19 protein-coding genes are annotated in these 15,585 nt (G+C 73.2%); 4 read left to right on the top strand and 15 right to left on the bottom strand.

The window, feature by feature from the left end:
- Window positions 1-771: 771 nt before the first annotated feature.
- The 6 genes from O7613_RS18805 to pepN form a co-directional block, all read right to left on the bottom strand.
- A complete protein-coding gene (locus tag O7613_RS18805; protein WP_282294573.1) occupies window positions 772-945 on the bottom strand; it encodes a hypothetical protein in 174 nt (57 codons plus the stop codon).
- 31 nt (window positions 946-976) lie between these two features.
- Window positions 977-1,828 (bottom strand): DegV family protein, encoded by an 852-nt coding sequence (locus tag O7613_RS18810; RefSeq protein WP_281587109.1) that lies wholly within the window; start codon window positions 1,826-1,828, stop codon window positions 977-979.
- 48 nt (window positions 1,829-1,876) lie between these two features.
- Complete coding sequence (locus O7613_RS18815; RefSeq protein WP_282289463.1) at window positions 1,877-2,506, bottom strand: histidine phosphatase family protein; 630 nt, start codon at window positions 2,504-2,506, stop codon at window positions 1,877-1,879.
- Window positions 2,503-2,910, bottom strand: a complete 408-nt coding sequence (gene rsfS / locus O7613_RS18820; protein ID WP_281587107.1) for a ribosome silencing factor — start codon at window positions 2,908-2,910, stop codon at window positions 2,503-2,505. Before rsfS ends, O7613_RS18815 begins: the two co-directional genes overlap by 4 nt.
- Window positions 2,911-3,020: 110 nt before the next feature.
- Window positions 3,021-3,617, bottom strand: a complete 597-nt coding sequence (nadD, locus tag O7613_RS18825) for a nicotinate-nucleotide adenylyltransferase (protein ID WP_281587106.1) — start codon at window positions 3,615-3,617, stop codon at window positions 3,021-3,023.
- 87 nt (window positions 3,618-3,704) lie between these two features.
- Window positions 3,705-6,221, bottom strand: coding sequence for an aminopeptidase N (pepN, locus tag O7613_RS18830; RefSeq protein WP_282289464.1), 2,517 nt, complete (start codon window positions 6,219-6,221; stop codon window positions 3,705-3,707).
- Window positions 6,222-6,287: 66 nt separating this feature from the next.
- Between pepN and O7613_RS18835 the strand changes: the two genes are divergently transcribed.
- On the top strand, window positions 6,288-6,506 hold the full coding sequence (locus O7613_RS18835) for a DUF397 domain-containing protein (RefSeq protein ID WP_013287999.1): 219 nt from the start codon (window positions 6,288-6,290) through the stop codon (window positions 6,504-6,506).
- 10 nt (window positions 6,507-6,516) lie between these two features.
- On the opposite strand, the gene O7613_RS18840 is transcribed toward O7613_RS18835, so the two are convergent.
- Entirely contained in the window at window positions 6,517-6,906 is a 390-nt protein-coding gene (locus O7613_RS18840) for a hypothetical protein (RefSeq protein ID WP_282289465.1), read from the bottom strand.
- A gap of 244 nt (window positions 6,907-7,150) precedes the next feature.
- Here O7613_RS18840 and O7613_RS18845 point away from each other — a divergent pair, with 244 nt between their 5' ends.
- Together O7613_RS18845 and O7613_RS18850 are read left to right on the top strand one after the other, a co-directional pair.
- On the top strand, window positions 7,151-8,398 hold the full coding sequence (locus O7613_RS18845) for a cytochrome P450 (RefSeq protein ID WP_282289466.1): 1,248 nt from the start codon (window positions 7,151-7,153) through the stop codon (window positions 8,396-8,398).
- Between the two features lie 99 nt (window positions 8,399-8,497).
- Window positions 8,498-9,565 carry a glycosyltransferase family 2 protein gene (locus O7613_RS18850; RefSeq protein WP_282289467.1) on the top strand — a complete coding sequence of 356 codons (1,068 nt, stop codon included), beginning with the start codon at window positions 8,498-8,500 and terminating at the stop codon, window positions 9,563-9,565.
- Window positions 9,566-9,631: 66 nt separating this feature from the next.
- Here O7613_RS18850 and O7613_RS18855 read toward each other — a convergent pair whose 3' ends face one another.
- The 3 genes from O7613_RS18855 to O7613_RS18865 are packed head-to-tail and all read right to left on the bottom strand — an operon-like array spanning window position 9,632 to window position 11,554.
- A complete protein-coding gene (locus tag O7613_RS18855; RefSeq protein ID WP_282289468.1) occupies window positions 9,632-10,270 on the bottom strand; it encodes a DUF3618 domain-containing protein in 639 nt (212 codons plus the stop codon).
- Window positions 10,267-10,722 carry a phage holin family protein gene (locus O7613_RS18860; protein ID WP_281587100.1) on the bottom strand — a complete coding sequence of 152 codons (456 nt, stop codon included), beginning with the start codon at window positions 10,720-10,722 and terminating at the stop codon, window positions 10,267-10,269. The genes O7613_RS18855 and O7613_RS18860 overlap by 4 nt, the downstream gene beginning before the upstream one ends.
- 31 nt (window positions 10,723-10,753) lie before the next feature.
- On the bottom strand, window positions 10,754-11,554 hold the full coding sequence (locus O7613_RS18865) for a hypothetical protein (protein WP_281587099.1): 801 nt from the start codon (window positions 11,552-11,554) through the stop codon (window positions 10,754-10,756).
- 197 nt (window positions 11,555-11,751) lie between these two features.
- Here O7613_RS18865 and O7613_RS18870 point away from each other — a divergent pair, with 197 nt between their 5' ends.
- The gene (locus O7613_RS18870) at window positions 11,752-12,228 is read left to right on the top strand and encodes a DUF4383 domain-containing protein (RefSeq protein WP_281587098.1); all 477 of its coding nucleotides are present in this window, start codon (window positions 11,752-11,754) and stop codon (window positions 12,226-12,228) included.
- Between the two features lie 27 nt (window positions 12,229-12,255).
- Here O7613_RS18870 and O7613_RS18875 read toward each other — a convergent pair whose 3' ends face one another.
- The 5 genes from O7613_RS18875 to O7613_RS18895 all read right to left on the bottom strand — a co-directional run bounded on the left by O7613_RS18875 (window position 12,256) and on the right by O7613_RS18895 (window position 15,579).
- Window positions 12,256-12,705, bottom strand: a complete 450-nt coding sequence (locus tag O7613_RS18875; protein WP_282289469.1) for a GNAT family N-acetyltransferase — start codon at window positions 12,703-12,705, stop codon at window positions 12,256-12,258.
- A 70-nt stretch (window positions 12,706-12,775) separates the two neighbouring features.
- Window positions 12,776-14,245, bottom strand: a complete 1,470-nt coding sequence (gene obgE / locus O7613_RS18880) for a GTPase ObgE (RefSeq protein ID WP_282289470.1) — start codon at window positions 14,243-14,245, stop codon at window positions 12,776-12,778.
- Window positions 14,246-14,335: 90 nt separating this feature from the next.
- The gene (gene rpmA / locus O7613_RS18885; protein WP_091072397.1) at window positions 14,336-14,590 is read right to left on the bottom strand and encodes a 50S ribosomal protein L27; all 255 of its coding nucleotides are present in this window, start codon (window positions 14,588-14,590) and stop codon (window positions 14,336-14,338) included.
- An 11-nt stretch (window positions 14,591-14,601) separates the two neighbouring features.
- Window positions 14,602-14,919 (bottom strand): 50S ribosomal protein L21, encoded by a 318-nt coding sequence (gene rplU, locus O7613_RS18890; RefSeq protein ID WP_282289471.1) that lies wholly within the window; start codon window positions 14,917-14,919, stop codon window positions 14,602-14,604.
- A gap of 186 nt (window positions 14,920-15,105) precedes the next feature.
- Window positions 15,106-15,579: a hypothetical protein gene (locus O7613_RS18895; RefSeq protein WP_282289472.1), complete on the bottom strand. Its 474-nt coding sequence runs from the start codon at window positions 15,577-15,579 to the stop codon at window positions 15,106-15,108.
- Between the last annotated feature and the right edge of the window lie 6 nt (window positions 15,580-15,585).

Here is a 15,585-nt window from a genome sequence, read left to right on the forward strand (position 1 = left end):
CCGAACGGATGATCCGACCCGCTGTCGCGCTCCGGGTGGCCGCGTAGCGGCCCGAAGCGGTCCAGCTCGCCGAGCCGAGGAACTCCGCCCAGGTGATCGGTTCCATCTCCGAGGTGGCGTTCGGAATCCGGGAGACCCCACGGCTCGATGCGAGGGTTCGTGGGTGACGGCTCGGCCCGGACGGGACCCCGCGCACTGCCAGCCGGAGCCACCGCGACGGCAGTCGTCTGACCGACCGGCGTGAACAGCCGGGCGAGCCGCCGCCGTACCGTCGCTTCCTCGTCGTCTGGCACGGCTCCGGACGCTACGACGACAGCAGGGCCCAGCGCCGGTCCGCGACTCCTCGCCTGTGGACAGGCTGCGGTTGTGGACAACGCCCTGATCATGCCGACGATGTGCTATCGATGCGCTCCGCGCCGGCTCAGGCGAGATGCCCGCGCGGTTACGAAAAATTCAGGTCGCGACTCGTCTACGCCATCAAGTTCGTAGGCAGTGCCGCGCCATGCCCGCTTATGCAGCAAAGCGAGATCTTGGTACGAAATGGCCCCTCCAGGGGCACTTTCGTACCAAGATCTCCGGCGGGTCACGGAATGCAGATGACCGATCTCGGAAACTCCCTGCCGCTACGCCTCTTCGTCCGCATCACCGAGATGTGGGCGGTGCGCCGGCGATGGCGAGACGGGAACTGTTCGTGATGTCGGCGAACGTGCGCCGGTCAGCGTGCCTCCGGGTCCAGCCCGAGCGCGGCCCGACCTCCGTCGACCGGCAGCGTCACCCCGGTGACGAACGAGCCGCCGCCGACAGCAGGAACGCGACCACGTCGGCCACTTCTCCGGTACGCCCGATCCGACCCACCGGATGCAGCCGGGCCAGCTCCGACTCGACGTGCTCCACCCCGGCCGGATCGAGTCCGGCGAGGTGGGTGGCGTACCGCTCGGTGTGGATCGAGCCGAGCGCGACCGCGTTGGCGCGTTACTCATGGGCGGCGGTGGACGACCACGCTTGCCAGTCCGGGGCCGGCGTGCGCGGCGACCACCGCGCCGGCTTCGCTGACGTACGTGTCGTGCAGCCGGTCACCCAGCCGCTCGGTCAGCGCCGTCAACAGTTCGTCAGCGCGTTGCGGGACGGCGAGGTGGTGCACCGCGAGGTCGACGTCGGCGTCACCGGCCGTCTCGACGGCCAGGTCGACCAGGCGTGCCACGCCCCGGCCGGCGGTGCGGACCTTGTCCCGCACCACGATCGCGCCGTCCGGCATGTGCATGATCGGCTTGACCGAGAGGGCGGTGCCGAGCAGCGCCTCGGCCGCGTTGATCCGGCCGCCCCGACGCAGGAACTCAAGCGTGTCGACGTAGAAGAAGATGGTGGTCCGCCCGATCGCGTCCAGCGCCGCCGCGCGTACCCCGGTCAGGTCCGCGCCCTCGGCGGCGGCCGAGGCGGCGGCGAGCGCCGGGAACCCCAGGCCCATGCCTGTGGACCGGCTGTCGACCACCGTGACCCGGTCGTCGCCGACCTCGGCGGCGGCCAGCCGGGCCGCCTCGACGGTGCCGGAGAGTTCGGCGGACAGGTGCACCGAGACCACCCCGTCGGCGCCGTCGGCGAGCAGCGCGCGGTAGACCCGCGCGAACTGCTCCGGGGCGGGCCGGGAGGTGCTCACCGAGACGCGCCTGGCGCTCAACGCGCGGGTGGCGTCGGCCGGGAACGTTTCGATGCCCTCCAGCCCTTCGGCGCCGTTGAGCACGACGGTGAGCGGGACGACGGTGAGCCGGTGCGCGCGGACCAGTTCGGGGGGCAGGTAGGCGGTGGAGTCGGTGACGACCGCTACGGGCATGACGGGCACGCTAGCCGATGTCGCGGCGGCGTGCCGGGGCCGGTGGGCTCAGACCGCGTCGGTGAGCGCCGGCTGAGTGATCAGCCCGACATTGTGTGCCCGCAGGTGCCAGCCGCGGACGTCGTCCTCGCGCAGCTCGGTCCAGTGGCAGTTGGCGAGCGCGCCGACGCTGCGCAGCACGGTGTGATCCCAGCCGAGGATCTGACCGATGCCCTGCCGGGCGCCGCCGCCGTGGGTGGTCACCACCACGGTGCCGCCGGCGGCCAGGTCGGCCGCGTCGTGGAACGCGGCACCGAGCCGTGTGCCGAGGTCGTCGAGGCTCTCGATGCCGGCGCCGGGGTCGGGGGCGCCGGCCCGCCAGCGGGCGTACTCGTCGGGGAACCGCTCGGCGGCCTCGGTGAGGGTCAGGCCCTGCCACTGGCCGAAGTGCCGCTCGCGCAGCCGGGGGTCGGAGCGGACCGGCAGTCCGGTCAGCGCCGCGAGCGCGGCGGCCGTGTCGGCGGCCCGCCGCAGGTCGCTGGCGACGATGGCGTCGGGGCGCAGCGCGGCCAGCACCGGCGCGGCGGCGCGGGCCTGCTCGCGGCCGAGATCGTTGAGCGGCACGTCGGTCTGGCCCTGGACCCGGCTCTGCGCGTTCCAGTCGGTGTTGCCGTGCCGCCAGATGATCAGGCGGGTCATTCGGCGGTGGCGGTGCCGGCGGCCGAGTCGGCCAGGTCGCGGTCCACGAACGGGATCTGCGGGCAGTCCTTCCAGAGCCGGTCGAGCGCGTAGAACTCGCGCTCCTCGGTGTGCTGCACGTGCACCACGATGTCGACGTAGTCGAGCAGCACCCAACGGCCGCCCCGCTCGCCCTCGCGGCGGACCGGCTTGGCCTTCTCCGGCAGCTCCAGCAGGCGCTCCTCGATGGCGTCGACGATGGCGAGGACCTGCCGCTCGTTCGGAGCGGAGGCCACCAGGAACGCGTCGGTGATCGCGAGCTGGTCGCCCACGTCGATGATGACGATGTCCTGTGCCTTCTTGTCGGCCGCGGCCTGGGCAGCGGCCGTCGCCAGCTCGTGGGCGCGTTCCGGAATGGTGGTCACCGTTCTCCTTCGATCAACCGTGCGACCCACCAAGCCTCTCACACCATCCGATGCGGCGACTTGCCAGTTCTGGTCGGTTTCAGGCATGAACGGGGACGTAACGGACGAGATCAGCGCTGGTAGAGCCGCCGTTTGGCGATGTACTGCACCACACCGTCGGGCACCAGGTACCACACCGGCTCGCCCCGACCGACGCGGGCGCGGCAGTCGGTGGAGGAGATGGCCATCGCGGGCACCTGCACCAGGCTGACCGAGTCCGCCGGGAGGTGCTTGTCGGACAACTCGAACCCGGGCCGGGTCACCCCGATGAAGTGGGCCAACTCGAGCGCCTCGCCCAGATCCTTCCAGGAGAGGATCCGCTCCAGCGCGTCCGCGCCGGTGATGAAGAAGAGCTGCGCCTTCGCGCCGAATTCCGCGTGCAGATCGCGCAGCGTGTCGACGGTGTAGGTGGGACCGCCGCGGTCGATGTCGACGCGGCTCACCTGGAAGCGGGGGTTGGAGGCGGTGGCGATCACGGTCATCAGGTAGCGGTCCTCGGGCGGACTGACCGGTTCGTCCGCCTTCTGCCACGGCTGCCCGGTCGGCACGAAGACCACCTCGTCCAAGCCGAACCGGTCGGCCACCTCGCTCGCCGCCACCAGGTGGCCGTGGTGGATCGGGTCGAACGTGCCGCCCATGATGCCGATCCGCCGAATGTCGTCCTCCACTCCGTAGATCCTAGGCCGCGCCCACGCCGGCCGGAGGCACCGGGGAGTCTGCCGGGCGGACGCCTGACCCGCCCGGCAGACTCCCGATCAGGCCGCCGCGGCGGCCACCGCCGTCCGGGCCACGAGCGCCCGACGCATGTCGTCGTCCAGGTCGGTGACCCAGCGGCGCAGGCCGGGCGTGAGGTCGTCGCGGGCCAGCAGCGCCGCGGCCAACTCCCGGGTGGGTTGTGCCACGGCGAACCGCGGGTATGCCCCGACCGTGACCGAGTCGGCCACCCAGGCGGTACGCAGCCGCGCCGCCTCCGGCATGTCAGTGAAGTAACGCGCGACGTAACCGGCGGTCAGCTCCGCCTGCTCGGGCTGCCAGAAGCCCTCGGCGGTCGCCTCGACCAGCCGGTTCGACAGCTCGGTGTTGCGGGTGATGATCTCCCAGGCGGCCCGTTTCGCGTCCGGGTCGGGCAGCGCGGCCCGGCAGGCGGCGGCCCGCTCGGCGCCGGTGGCGCTGCGGTCGGCGGCGGCCTCGGCGTCGATCTCCGCCGTGCCGGCCGCGCCGAGCACCACGAGCCGGCGGAGCACCGCCCAGCGCAGGTCGGTGTCGACGGCGAGCCCCGGCGGCACGTCCTTGCCGGCCAGCCAACCGGCCAGCAGCCCGGTGTCGGTGGAGGCGGCGATCAGCCCCCGCGCGGCAGCGAGCTGCAACGACCCACCGGCGGCCCGGTCGGCGAGCAACGCCTCGCAGGCGCCCGCCACCCGCAGCAGCGCGGCGTCGCGGGCGAGCGGGTCGAGGTAGCGGTCGATGAGACGCCGACTGAGCAGCAGCACGTCCTCGACGATCGTCACCTCGGTCTCGGCCGGTAGCGCCGCGGCGATCAGCCCGGCCAGCGCGGCGGCGGGCCGTTCCCCGTCGGTGACCGCGTCCAGCGCCTCGCCCCAGAGCAGCGCCCGGGCCAGCGGGTCGTCGAGCCCGGGGAGCAGCGTCGGCACCGCGTCGGCGGAGCGCGGATCGAGCCGGATCTTGGCGAACGTGAGGTCGCCGGCGTTCGGCAGCAGCAGGCCGGTGGCGGGCTGACCGACCAACTCGGGCACCTGCGTACGGCCGCCGTCGGCGTCCGGGTCGAGGGCGACCTCGAACCGACGCGCCAGCCCATCGGGGGTGTGGTGGGCCACGCCGATGCGGTGCGGCCGGAGCACCGGGTGACTCGCCGGCGCGGTCTGCACCACGGCGACGTCGGTCCACCGGCCGTCGGCGCCCACCGCGGTCTCCATCCGCAACGTGTTCACCTGCGCGCGGCGCAACCAGCGCTCGGCCCAGTCGGCGAGGTCACGACCGCTGGCCGCGCCGAGGCTCGCCAGCAGGTCGGCGAGCGTGGCGTTGCCGAACCGGTGCGCGGCGAAGTGGGCGTTCAGCCCGGCGAGGAAGGCGTCGTCGCCGAGCCACGCGACGAGCTGGCGGAGCACGCTGGCGCCCTTGGCGTACGAGATGCCGTCGAAGTTGAGCAGGGCCTGCGCGGCGTCGGCGACCTCGTCGGGCGCCACCGGGTGGGTGGACGGGCGCTGGTCGGCGGTGTAGCCCCAGCCCTTGCGACGGCTGGCGAACGTCGTCCACGCGCGGTCGAAGCGGGTCGCCTCGGCGGTGACCCGGGTGCCCAGGTATTCCGCGAACGACTCGTTCAACCACAGGTCGTCCCACCAGCGCATGGTGACCAGGTCACCGAACCACATGTGCGCCATCTCGTGCGCGATGGTGGTGGCGCGCTGCTCGCGCTGGGTGTCGGTGACCGCGGAGCGGAAGACGAAGTCGTCGCGCAACGTCACCAGGCCGGGGTTCTCCATCGCGCCGGCGTTGAACTCGGGCACGAACGCCTGGTCGTACTTGCCGAACGGGTAGCGCTCGGCGAAGAGCTCGTGGAAACGGTCGAGGCACTGCCCGGTGATCGTGAAGATCTCGTCGGCGTCGGCGTCGAGGTGCGCGGCGAGCGAACGCCGGCAGTAGAGGCCGAGCGGGATGCCGTCGTGCTCGGCGCGCCGCACGTGCCAGGGCCCGGCGACGAGCGAGACGAAGTAGGTCGCGAGCGGCGCGGTGGCGGCGAACTCCCAGCGCCCCGGCGCCGGCCGGTCGGTGAGCGGGCCGTTGGCCGCCACCGTCCACTGCGGCGGGGCGGTGACCGCAAGCATCACCGGGGCCTTCAGATCGGGCTGGTCGAACGCGGCGAAGATGCGCGGACCGTCGTCCAGGAAGGACATCGCGTAGAGGTAGGTCTCGCCGTCGGCCGGGTCGACGAAGCGGTGCAGCCCCTCGCCGGTGTTGGAGTAGGCCATCTCGGCCTCGACGGTGAGCGTGTTCGTCGCGGCCAGCCCGGTGACCGGCAACCGACCGCCCGCCAGCAGGGCCGGGTCGAGGTCACGGTCGTTGAGGCGGGCCCGCAGGAGTCGGACGGGCTTGACGTCGACGAAGGTCTCGGCGCCGGGGGTGGCCCGGAACCGGATGGTGGTGGTGGAGCGGAACCGCTCGGCGTCGCCGGTCAGGTCGAGGTCCACGTGGTAGGACTCGACCGTGACCGACGCGCCACGCGCGGTCGCCTCTGCACGGGTCAGGCTCGGCATCCGCTTATCCTGCCCGATGAGGTCCGCTCGGACCTTCCCGTGACGCGTGGCGATGGAGGAACAACGATGGGTCAGCACCCCAAGGGCGATTTCGACCTTTCTCGGGCGGTCTGGCAGCGGGCGGAGGGCGACACGTCCGAGGGCGCGGTCGAGGTGGCCTTCGTCGACGACCTGATCGGCATGCGCAACTCGGCCGAGCCGGACGGACCCGTCCTGGTCTTCACCCAGGCCGAGTGGGACGCGTTCGTGGCGGGCGCCCAGGACGGCGAGTTCGACCTGGACTGAGCGCCGGAGGTCAGTCACCGTCGCCCCAGCCGAGCCCGCCCGGCCCGGGCGCGTGGTGGAAACCGGGATGGTCGGCCACGTCGGCGCACCGCTCGCCGTCGGGGCCGACCGCGCCGCAGAACAGCCGCTCGGCGCGGTGCCAGGCGTCGGCCGGGGACAACGCCGCCGCGCCGAGTGCCAGCTCCGGACGGAGCAGGCCGAGCGCTTCCGCGTACGACACCGCCAGCTCCCGCGCGACGGTGGCGTCGGTAGCCGCGAAGCCGAGGTGCACGGTGAAGAACCGCGGTGGCCGGACCGCGGCCCGGCGGGGCGCGGCGATCAGCGGCTCCCCGCGACCGCCGCCGCGCAGCCCGGCCACCGCGTCGCGGTGCCGCCGTCGTGTCGCCCGATCGTCACGCATCCGTGCCCTCCCCGTCGTCGGTGGCCCTCGCCGGAGTCGCGCCGGCGGAGCGCCGGACCGGTCACCGCCGATCCGCACACCGAGGAAACCAGCTTTTCCGCGCCCGGGGAGGGGCCAGCGCCCGTCCCGGCTGGCCCCTCCCCCGGCCGGGTGGAGCTGGTGAAATGGAGGATTCGGCCGCGTCGCCCCGGGTAGGCAGCGCACACGTCGCACCGCGCGTCGACCCGGGTCAGGAGCAGCCGAGATGAGCACCATGCCGAGCGACCGGAGCCCGGACAGCACGCTGGCGTTCCGCCGGGAGGGCTACCGCTTCGTCGGCACCCGCTGCGACCGGTTCGGCACCGACATCGTGCAGGCCCGGCTGCTGCTGGAGCCGACGATCTGCCTACGCGGCCGGGAGGCCGCCGAGCTGTTCTACGACGAGGAACGGTTCGTCCGGCGTGGCGCCATGCCGAAGCGCGGGCAGCGCACGCTGACCGGGGTCGGCGGCGTGCAGGGCCTCGACGGGCCGGCGCACCGCGTCCGCAAGGCGATGTTCACGTCGATCATGACACCGGCCGCCGTCCGACGGCTCGGGGACCTCTTCGACGACGAGTGGCAGGCGCGGATATCGGCCTGGGCGGAGCACGGCCCGGTCGTGCTCTACGACGAGGTGGGCCGGATGCTGACCCGGGCGGTCTGGGCCTGGGCCGGCGTGCCGTTGGCCGGGACCGACGTGCGCCGCCGGACCGCCGAGATGCACGCCATGATCGAGGGACCGGCCGCGCTGGGCCCGACGCACTGGCGCGGCCTGGTCGCCCGCCGCCGGGCCGAACGGTGGGCCGGCGAGCTGATCGAGGAGGTACGCGCCGGCGCGGTGCCCGCGCCCGAGGGCAGCGCGCTGCGGGTCGTCGCCGGGCACCGGGACGAGTGGGGCCGGCCGCTGCCCCGCCGGATCGCCGCGGTGGAGCTGCTCAACGTGCTCCGCCCCACGGTCGCGGTGGACCGTTACGTGGTCTTCGCCGCGCTGGCGCTGCACGACCACCCGCACTGGCACGACCGGGTACGCGGCGACGACGCCGCGACCGAACAGTTCGTGCAGGAGGTACGCCGCCACTACCCGTTCTTCGCCGTCACCGCGGCCCGGGTGCGCCGCTCGTTCGAGTGGCAGGGGTACGCGTTCCCGCAGGGCCGCCGGGTGCTGCTCGACCTGTACGGCACGAACCACCACCCGCGGCTCTGGCCGGAGCCGGAGCGGTTCCGCCCGGAACGCTTCGCCGGCTGGCGGGACGACCCGTTCGGCTTCGTCCCGCAGGGCGGCGGCGACCACCAGGCGGGCCACCGGTGCGCCGGCGAGTGGATCACGATCGAGTTGATGAAGCGGGCGGTGGCCAACCTGACCGGCGCGATGAGCTACCGGGTGCCGCCGCAGGACCTCGCGCTCGACCTCGGCATGATGCCGACGTTGCCGCCCAGTGGCCTGGTCGTCGACGGGGTGCGGCGGACCGCCTGAGCCGACCGGCCGCGCGCGAGTAGCGGCGCCGGACCGCCGAAACGGTTTCAGCTACCGCATTCCGGGCAAGTCGCGTGACCCGAGCCGACCGGAGGCGACGTGACCCGAGCGACAGTCCCCCAGCTAAGGAACCCCGGCCGGACCGCCGCGGCGTCCGCGCCGGTCCGGCTCCCGATGGCGTACGTCCTGCCGCTGCGCGCCGCCGACGACCGTGACCTCGACGAGCTGACCGGCTACCTGCGCGACCTGCGCCGGTGGGTCGACGTGGTGGTGGTCGACAGCTCGCCGCCGGACCCGTTCGCCAGGCACGCGACCGCCTGGCGGGACCTGGTCCGGCACGTGCCGCCGGACCCGGCGCTGCGGGGACGCAACGGCAAGGTGCTCGGGGTGCTCACCGGCGTCGCGCTGGCCCGCCACGAGCACGTGGTGATCGCCGACGACGACGTCCGGTACGACCTGCCGGCGCTGCGCGCCGTGCACGAGCTGCTCGACCGGGTGGACCTGGTCCGGCCGCAGAACCACTTCGACCCGCTGCCCTGGCACACCTGGTGGGACACCGGCCGGACGCTGCTGAACCGGGCGCTCGGCGGAGACTGGCCGGGCACGCTCGCGGTGCGCCGGAGCACCTTCCTGGCCATGGGCGGCTACGACCCGGACGTGCTCTTCGAGAACCTGGAGCTGCACCGGACCGTCCGCGCGTACGGCGGCAGCACGGCCGCCCCGGCGTGGCTGTACGTGCGGCGGCTCCCGCCCACCACCGCGCACTTCCTCGGGCAGCGGGTCCGCCAGGCGTACGACGAGACGGCCCGGCCCGGGTGGCTGCTGGCCGCGCTGGCGGTGCTGCCGGCTGCGGCGGTCGCGCTCGCCGCCCGCCGCCCGGGGCTGCTGCTGCGGGCCGGGCTGGTCACGGTCGCGGTGGCGGAGCTGGGCCGGCGGCGGGCCGGCGGGGCCCGGGTCTTCCCCGCGCACACCACGCTCGCCGCCCCGGTGTGGCTGCTGGAGCGCGGGGTGTGCGCGTGGCTGGCGGTGGGCCGGCGGCTGCGCGGCGGGGTGCCCTACGCGGGCCACCGGCTGCGGGTGGCCGCGCACCCCACCCGGACGCTGCGGCGGCGGATGCCCCGACGCCGCCCCGACGAGTTGACCCTCTGGGTGCACGCCGAGAGGTGAGGAGGGGCCCCTTTTTATCGCCCTGGGCGATAAAAAGGGGCCCCTCCTCACGCGCGAGCGCAACGGTCAGGAACGCGCCTGCTCGGCGCTGTGCCGGACGTCGTGCGCGGCGCTGCGGCCGTCGTCCCGTACGGCGTGCGCGGCGTCCTGCGCGGTGGACCGCACCGACTCGGCGGCCTGCTGGGCCGGCTCGCGCAGCTCGTCCCGGAGCTCCCCGGCGACCTCGCCGAGCTTCTCCTTCACCACGCCGCCGTGCTCGGTCGCCTTCTCCTTGACCTGCGCGGCGAGTTCCTGCTCGCGACGGGTGGCCGGGATCAGCGAGGAGACCAGCATGCCGACGCCGAAGGCGATCACGCCGGCGGCGATCGGGTTGCCCTCGGACTTCTGCCGCACCACCCGCGGCGCCCGGTGCGCGGCGTCGCTGACCGTGGATGCGGCGGAGTGTGTCCGGTCGCCCACGGTGGAGGCCGCCGAGGAGGCGTGGTCACCCACCGAGTGGGCCGCGTGGCCGGTGCTGTGGCCGAGATCGGAAGCGCTTCCCATCACCTTGTCCTTCACGTTCGTCAGCGCGCTGCGGACGCGCTGCTTGCGGTCGTCGACGATGCGGCCCGGGCTCACCTTGTACGCCAGGGCGTCCACGTCCGAGCTGAGGTTGTTGCGGGTGGCTTCGATCTCCCGGCGGATCTGGTCGGGATCGGTGCTCATCGGGTGACTCCCTCCGGGTGCGGCTTGAGCGCGTCGGGGATGCGCTGCACGCTGTCGTTGGTCTGCTTCAGGCCACGGACCCGCTCGGCGTTCTTCTTCCCCATCGAGTAGAGGACGGCGGCGACCGCGGCCCAGATCACGGCCACGATCAGCGCGGCCAGCCCGGAGTCCATGACGTTGTCGAGGAACTGCCACACCGCGATGGAGACGAAGAGCGCCACCATGTAGCCGCCGAAGCCGGCGCCGCCGAAGAGACCGGCGGCCTTGCCCGCCTTCTTGCCCTCCTGGCGGATCTCGGCCTTGGCCAGCTCCACCTCCTGCCGCATCAGCGTGGAGAGGTCACCGGTGACCTGGCGCATCAGCTCGCCGAGCGAGTTGCCGCGCACCTCGTCGGCCTGATGCTGCGGCGCGCCCGCCGCCTGGTAGCCCGGGTCCTGCGTCGGCACGGTCATGCCGCCGCCTCCCTTCTGCCGGTCCGGCGGTTCACGGGCGGGGAGCGCCGGTCGACGGGACACCCGGCAACGGGTCGGTCCGCTCCGGCGGCGGCAGCGGCTGGCCGGTGCCACCGGCCGGGTCGGCCCAGGTGTTCGGGGCGCCGCCGCCGGGGTAGGTCACGCCCGGCGCCGAGTAGCCCGGGTCCGGCTCGGCGTAGGTGCCCGGGGTCGGGTCGAGGTAGCCGCCCGACGGCACCTGGTCCGGCACCGCACGCGCGGTCGGGATGGGAGCGGTCCGGTCCGGGTCGTAGGCCGGCCGGGTCGCGCCGCTGTCGTTGCCCACGGCGGCGATGTTCCGGGTGAGTCGACCGGCGACCACGCCCAGCAGGGCGGCGCCGACCAGGAACGTGCCGGGGTTGCGACGGGCGTAACCCTTCACCTCGTTGAGCAGGTCGCCCGGCTCACGCTGCTCCAGCCAGCCGGCCACGCCGTGCACCCGCTCGGCCGCCTGGTGGGCCAGCTCGGTGACCGGGCCGGAGCCGCCACCCTGCTGCGCCATGGACCGCATCTCGTCGGCCAGCGAGCGCAGGCCGCTGGCGGCACGCTGCTGCTGCTGACCGGCCTGGGAGGTGACCTGGGTACGGGCCTCGCCGTACAGGTCGCGGGCCTGCCGCTTGGCCTCGCCCACCACCTCGTGGCCCTGCTCCTTGGCGGTCTGGGCGACCGCTCCGCCGGCGCTTGCGGCGTCCGAGCCGACCTGGCGGGCCTGATCGCGCACGCCGCCGCCGTTCGTCGACTCGTACGTGGTGGACTCGTACGTGGCGGACGTGGGTGAAAGATCCTGAGTCATGGTTTCCCTTCCGCTCAAGTGGTGCAGCGGTATGTGTTCGGGGGGCACGCGTATTGCTTTCCGCGTGACAAGTGCCCTACCCCTGGTCTCCGGGTCCATGCCTGATTCGTGATTTCTCTGCGGAAGCGACAGGCGTCGGTCACACAATGGAATGCCGGCCGCACGGACGGCGAGACGCTCCACGGGAGGTGACCGCGATGGCACGCCACGTACGCGGTCGCACGTCGGCCCGACCGGCCGTGCAGAAGGTCGCCCTGGCGGTGGCCGTCGTGTTCGTGCTGATCGGCGTGCTCGGCTTCGTCCCCGGCATCACCGCGCACTACGGCCGGATGGCGTTCGCCGGGCACCACTCCGGGGCGAAACTGTTCGGGCTGTTCCAGGTGTCGGTGCTGCACAACCTGGTGCACCTGCTCTTCGGGCTGGTCGGCCTGGTGGCGGCCCGACGGCTGGCCGGCGCGCGGGTGTTCCTGGCCGGCGGCGGCGCGCTCTACCTGGTGCTGTGGCTGTACGGCTTCGCCGTCGACCGGGAGAGCGCGGCGAACTTCGTGCCGCTCAACGACGCCGACAACTGGCTGCACCTGTTCCTCGGCTTCGGCATGCTGGCCACGGGTCTGCTGCTGAACAACGAGGTGGGCACCGGAAGTCGGCCGGACACCCCGATCGACCGGCCCTGAGCGCGGACGAGCGCCCGACGCGAACCCTCAGGCCGCCACCGGCAGCCGCTTGGCGAAGCAGACGCTGTGCGGGTTGTCGACGTACTCGCCGTACACCGGGACGGGTTGGTAGCCGGCGGAGCGGTAGAGCGCGATCGCGGCCGGGAGGTACACGCCGGTCTCCAGGCACACCGTCCGGTGCCCCTGCCGGAAGGCCAACTCCTCCAGCGCGAGCAGCAACTGCCGGGCGATGCCCCGACCCCGGTACGCCGGCCGGACGTACATCCGCTTCAGCTCGCCGGTGTCGGGGTCGAGCGTCTGGAGCCCACCGCAGCCGACCGCCCGGCCGCCGACCACGGCCGCCAGATAGTGGATGTCGGCGTGCGTGACGGTGACCTGACCGTCCAGACCGCCGTCGGCCTCCCGCAGCTCACGTTGCTGGGCGACGACGAGCGTGGCGATCTCCGGATCGGTGCCGGGCCGGGATTCGATCAGCATCCGGTCACGGTAGGTCGACCGGATTTCGCGGAGGTTTCCGGCCAACGTCCCGAACACGGACGGAGCCGAACTATTCGTCGTCCAGGTCGTCCGGGTCGTCCGCCGCGGTCTCCGGGGTTCCCTCGATCTCGTCCTCCGGGCGCCGCCGGCGGGCCTTGCGGGCCTCCAGCCGGTCGGCGGCCGAGGGACGCGTCGACTTGTCCTCCAGCCGCACGTCGGTGCCCCGGTTGCCGGGGACGAAGTCGACGCCGGCGTAGAGCGTCGGCTGCCAGTCGAACTCCCGCTCGCCGATCCGCACCAGGTCGCCGGCCTGCGCGCCGGCCTTCGCCAGCTTCTCCTCGACGCCGAGGCGGGCCAGCCGGTCGGCCAGGAAGCCGACGGCCTCGTCGTTGTCGAAGTTGGTCTGCTTCACCCAGCGCTCCGGTCGGCCGCCGCGCACCGTGTAGGAGCCGTCCGGCTCGGCCTCGACGGTGAAGCCGGCGTCGTCGACCGCCTTCGGGCGGATCACGACCCGGGTCGGCTCGGCCGGCGGGGCGGCGCGGCGGCCCTCGTCGACCAGCTGGGCCATCGCGTACGTCAGCTCGCGCAGGCCCTCCCGGGTGGCGCTGGAGACGTCGAAGACGCGGAAGCCACGGGCCTCCAGGTCGGGGCGGACGATGTCGGCGAGGTCCTTCCCGTCCGGCACGTCGATCTTGTTGAGCGCGACCAGCCGGGGCCGGTCGGCGAGCCCGCCGTACTGGGTCAGCTCCGACTCGATGGCGTCGATGTCGGCGAGCGGGTCCCGGCCGGGCTCCAGCGTCGCGGTGTCGACCACGTGCACCAGCACGGCGCACCGCTCGACGTGGCGGAGGAACTCCAGGCCCAGGCCCTTGCCGGTGGCCGCGCCCGGGATCAGGCCGGGCACGTCGGCGACGGTGAAGGTGTGGTTGTCCACCCGGACCACGCCCAGGTTGGGCACCAACGTGGTGAACGGGTAGTCGGCGATCTTCGGCTTGGCCGCGGAGATCACCGAGATCAGCGAGGACTTCCCGGCGGACGGGAAGCCGACCAGGCCGACGTCGGCGACGCTCTTGAGCTCCAGCACCACGTCGAGCTTGTCGCCGGGCTCACCCAGCTCCGCGAAGCCCGGGGCCTTGCGGCGGGCGTTCGCCAGCGAGGCGTTGCCCCGCCCGCCCCGACCGCCGCGGGCCGCCTCGAAGGTGGTGCCGACGCCCACCAGGTCGGCCAGCACCTCGCCGTCGAGGCTCTGCACCACGGTGCCGTTCGGCACCTTGATCACCAGGTCGCGGCCGTTGGCGCCGTCCCGGTTCGAGCCGGCGCCGCCCTTGCCGTTGTCGGCCTTCAGGTGCGGCCGGAAGTGGAAGTCGAGCAGCGTGGTGACCTGCGGGTCGACCACCAGCGACACGCTGCCGCCGTGGCCCCCGTTGCCACCGTCCGGGCCACCGAAGGGCTTGAACTTCTCCCGGTGGATCGAGACACAGCCGTGCCCGCCGTCGCCGGCCTGCATGTGCAGGACGACCCGGTCAACGAACGTCGTCACGACGCCAATCCTTCCAGCGGGGTTCCGCCCCGCGCGGGGAAAGGCGAAGCGGGCCGGGACCCGAGGTCCGCGGCCCGCTTCGCCTTCGAACTACTGCTGCGGAACGATGCTGACGGTCTTGCGACCGCGCTTGGTGCCGAACTGGACCGAGCCGGCGGACAGCGCGAACAGCGTGTCGTCGCCGCCACGGCCGACCAGGTCACCGGGGTGGAACTTGGTGCCACGCTGACGGATGAGGATCTCACCCGCGCTGACGACCTGACCACCGAAGCGCTTCACGCCGAGCCGCTGGGCCGCGGAGTCGCGACCGTTACGCGAGCTGGACGCACCCTTTTTGTGAGCCATTGTCCGACGACCTACTTCCCGCTGTTGGAGATGCCGGTCACCTTGATCTGGGTCAGCGGCTGCCGGTGACCCAGACGCTTGTGGTAGCCGGTCTTGTTCTTGAACTTGTGGATCCGGATCTTCGGGCCCTTGGTGTGCGCGGCGATCTCGCCGGACACCGCGACCTCGGCGAGCTTCGCCGCGTCGGTCACCAGGTCGTCACCGTCGACGAGGAGCACCGCGGTGAGCTTCACCGCGTCGCCGGGAGCACCGGCGAGCTTCTCGACCTCGATCACGTCGCCCTCGGCGACCTTGTACTGCTTGCCGCCGGTCTTGACGATCGCGTACATCGGAGGCGCACTCCCTGTCGTTGAGGCTGCTGGCGTCTTTCCGACCGTCACCGGCCGGTCGTTCCCACGGCGTCTCGCCGGGAGCCGTGACACCGGCGGCGCGGGCGCGCGGGAACTAGGCACACCAAAGTGCGCCGCAGGCAAGAGTACGCCATACCCGGCCCGCCCCCCAAACCGGGCCGCCGGTCAGGCCGGGCAGAGCTCGTCAAGTCGTTGCTGGAGCCGATCGAACTCCGTCTCGTCGATCGACCGCACGTCGGTGCCGAGCCCGCCCACCTCGGTGGCCAGGTCCGCCAGGAGCGTCCGCAGCGGCGGGTCGCTGGCCTTCCCGGCCTGCTCCCGCAGCACGTCCCGCCAGCCCGCCAGCGCGGCCTCCGCGTCCCGTTCGGCGGCCTTCGCGGTGCTCGTGTCCCCGGTGCCGCCGGCCCGCACCATCTCCGCCAGCTTGAACACGTACGTCTGCACGGCGGCGGAGCCGGCCTGCTTCGCCCGGGCGCAGACGCCCGCGTCCCCGGTGGCGGTCGGAGCCGGCGCGGGCGACGTGGCGGCCGGGGCCGGCGAGGCGAAGCCCACCGCGAACGGGTCGTCGTTCCGGTCGGCGCAGCCCGCACCGGCCAGCAGCAGTCCGGTCAGCACGCTGACCGCGAGCACCCGACGCATGTCTCC

Origin of the sequence: Micromonospora sp. WMMD975, from assembly GCF_029581215.1 — a bacterium.
Lineage (GTDB): Bacteria > Actinomycetota > Actinomycetes > Mycobacteriales > Micromonosporaceae > Micromonospora.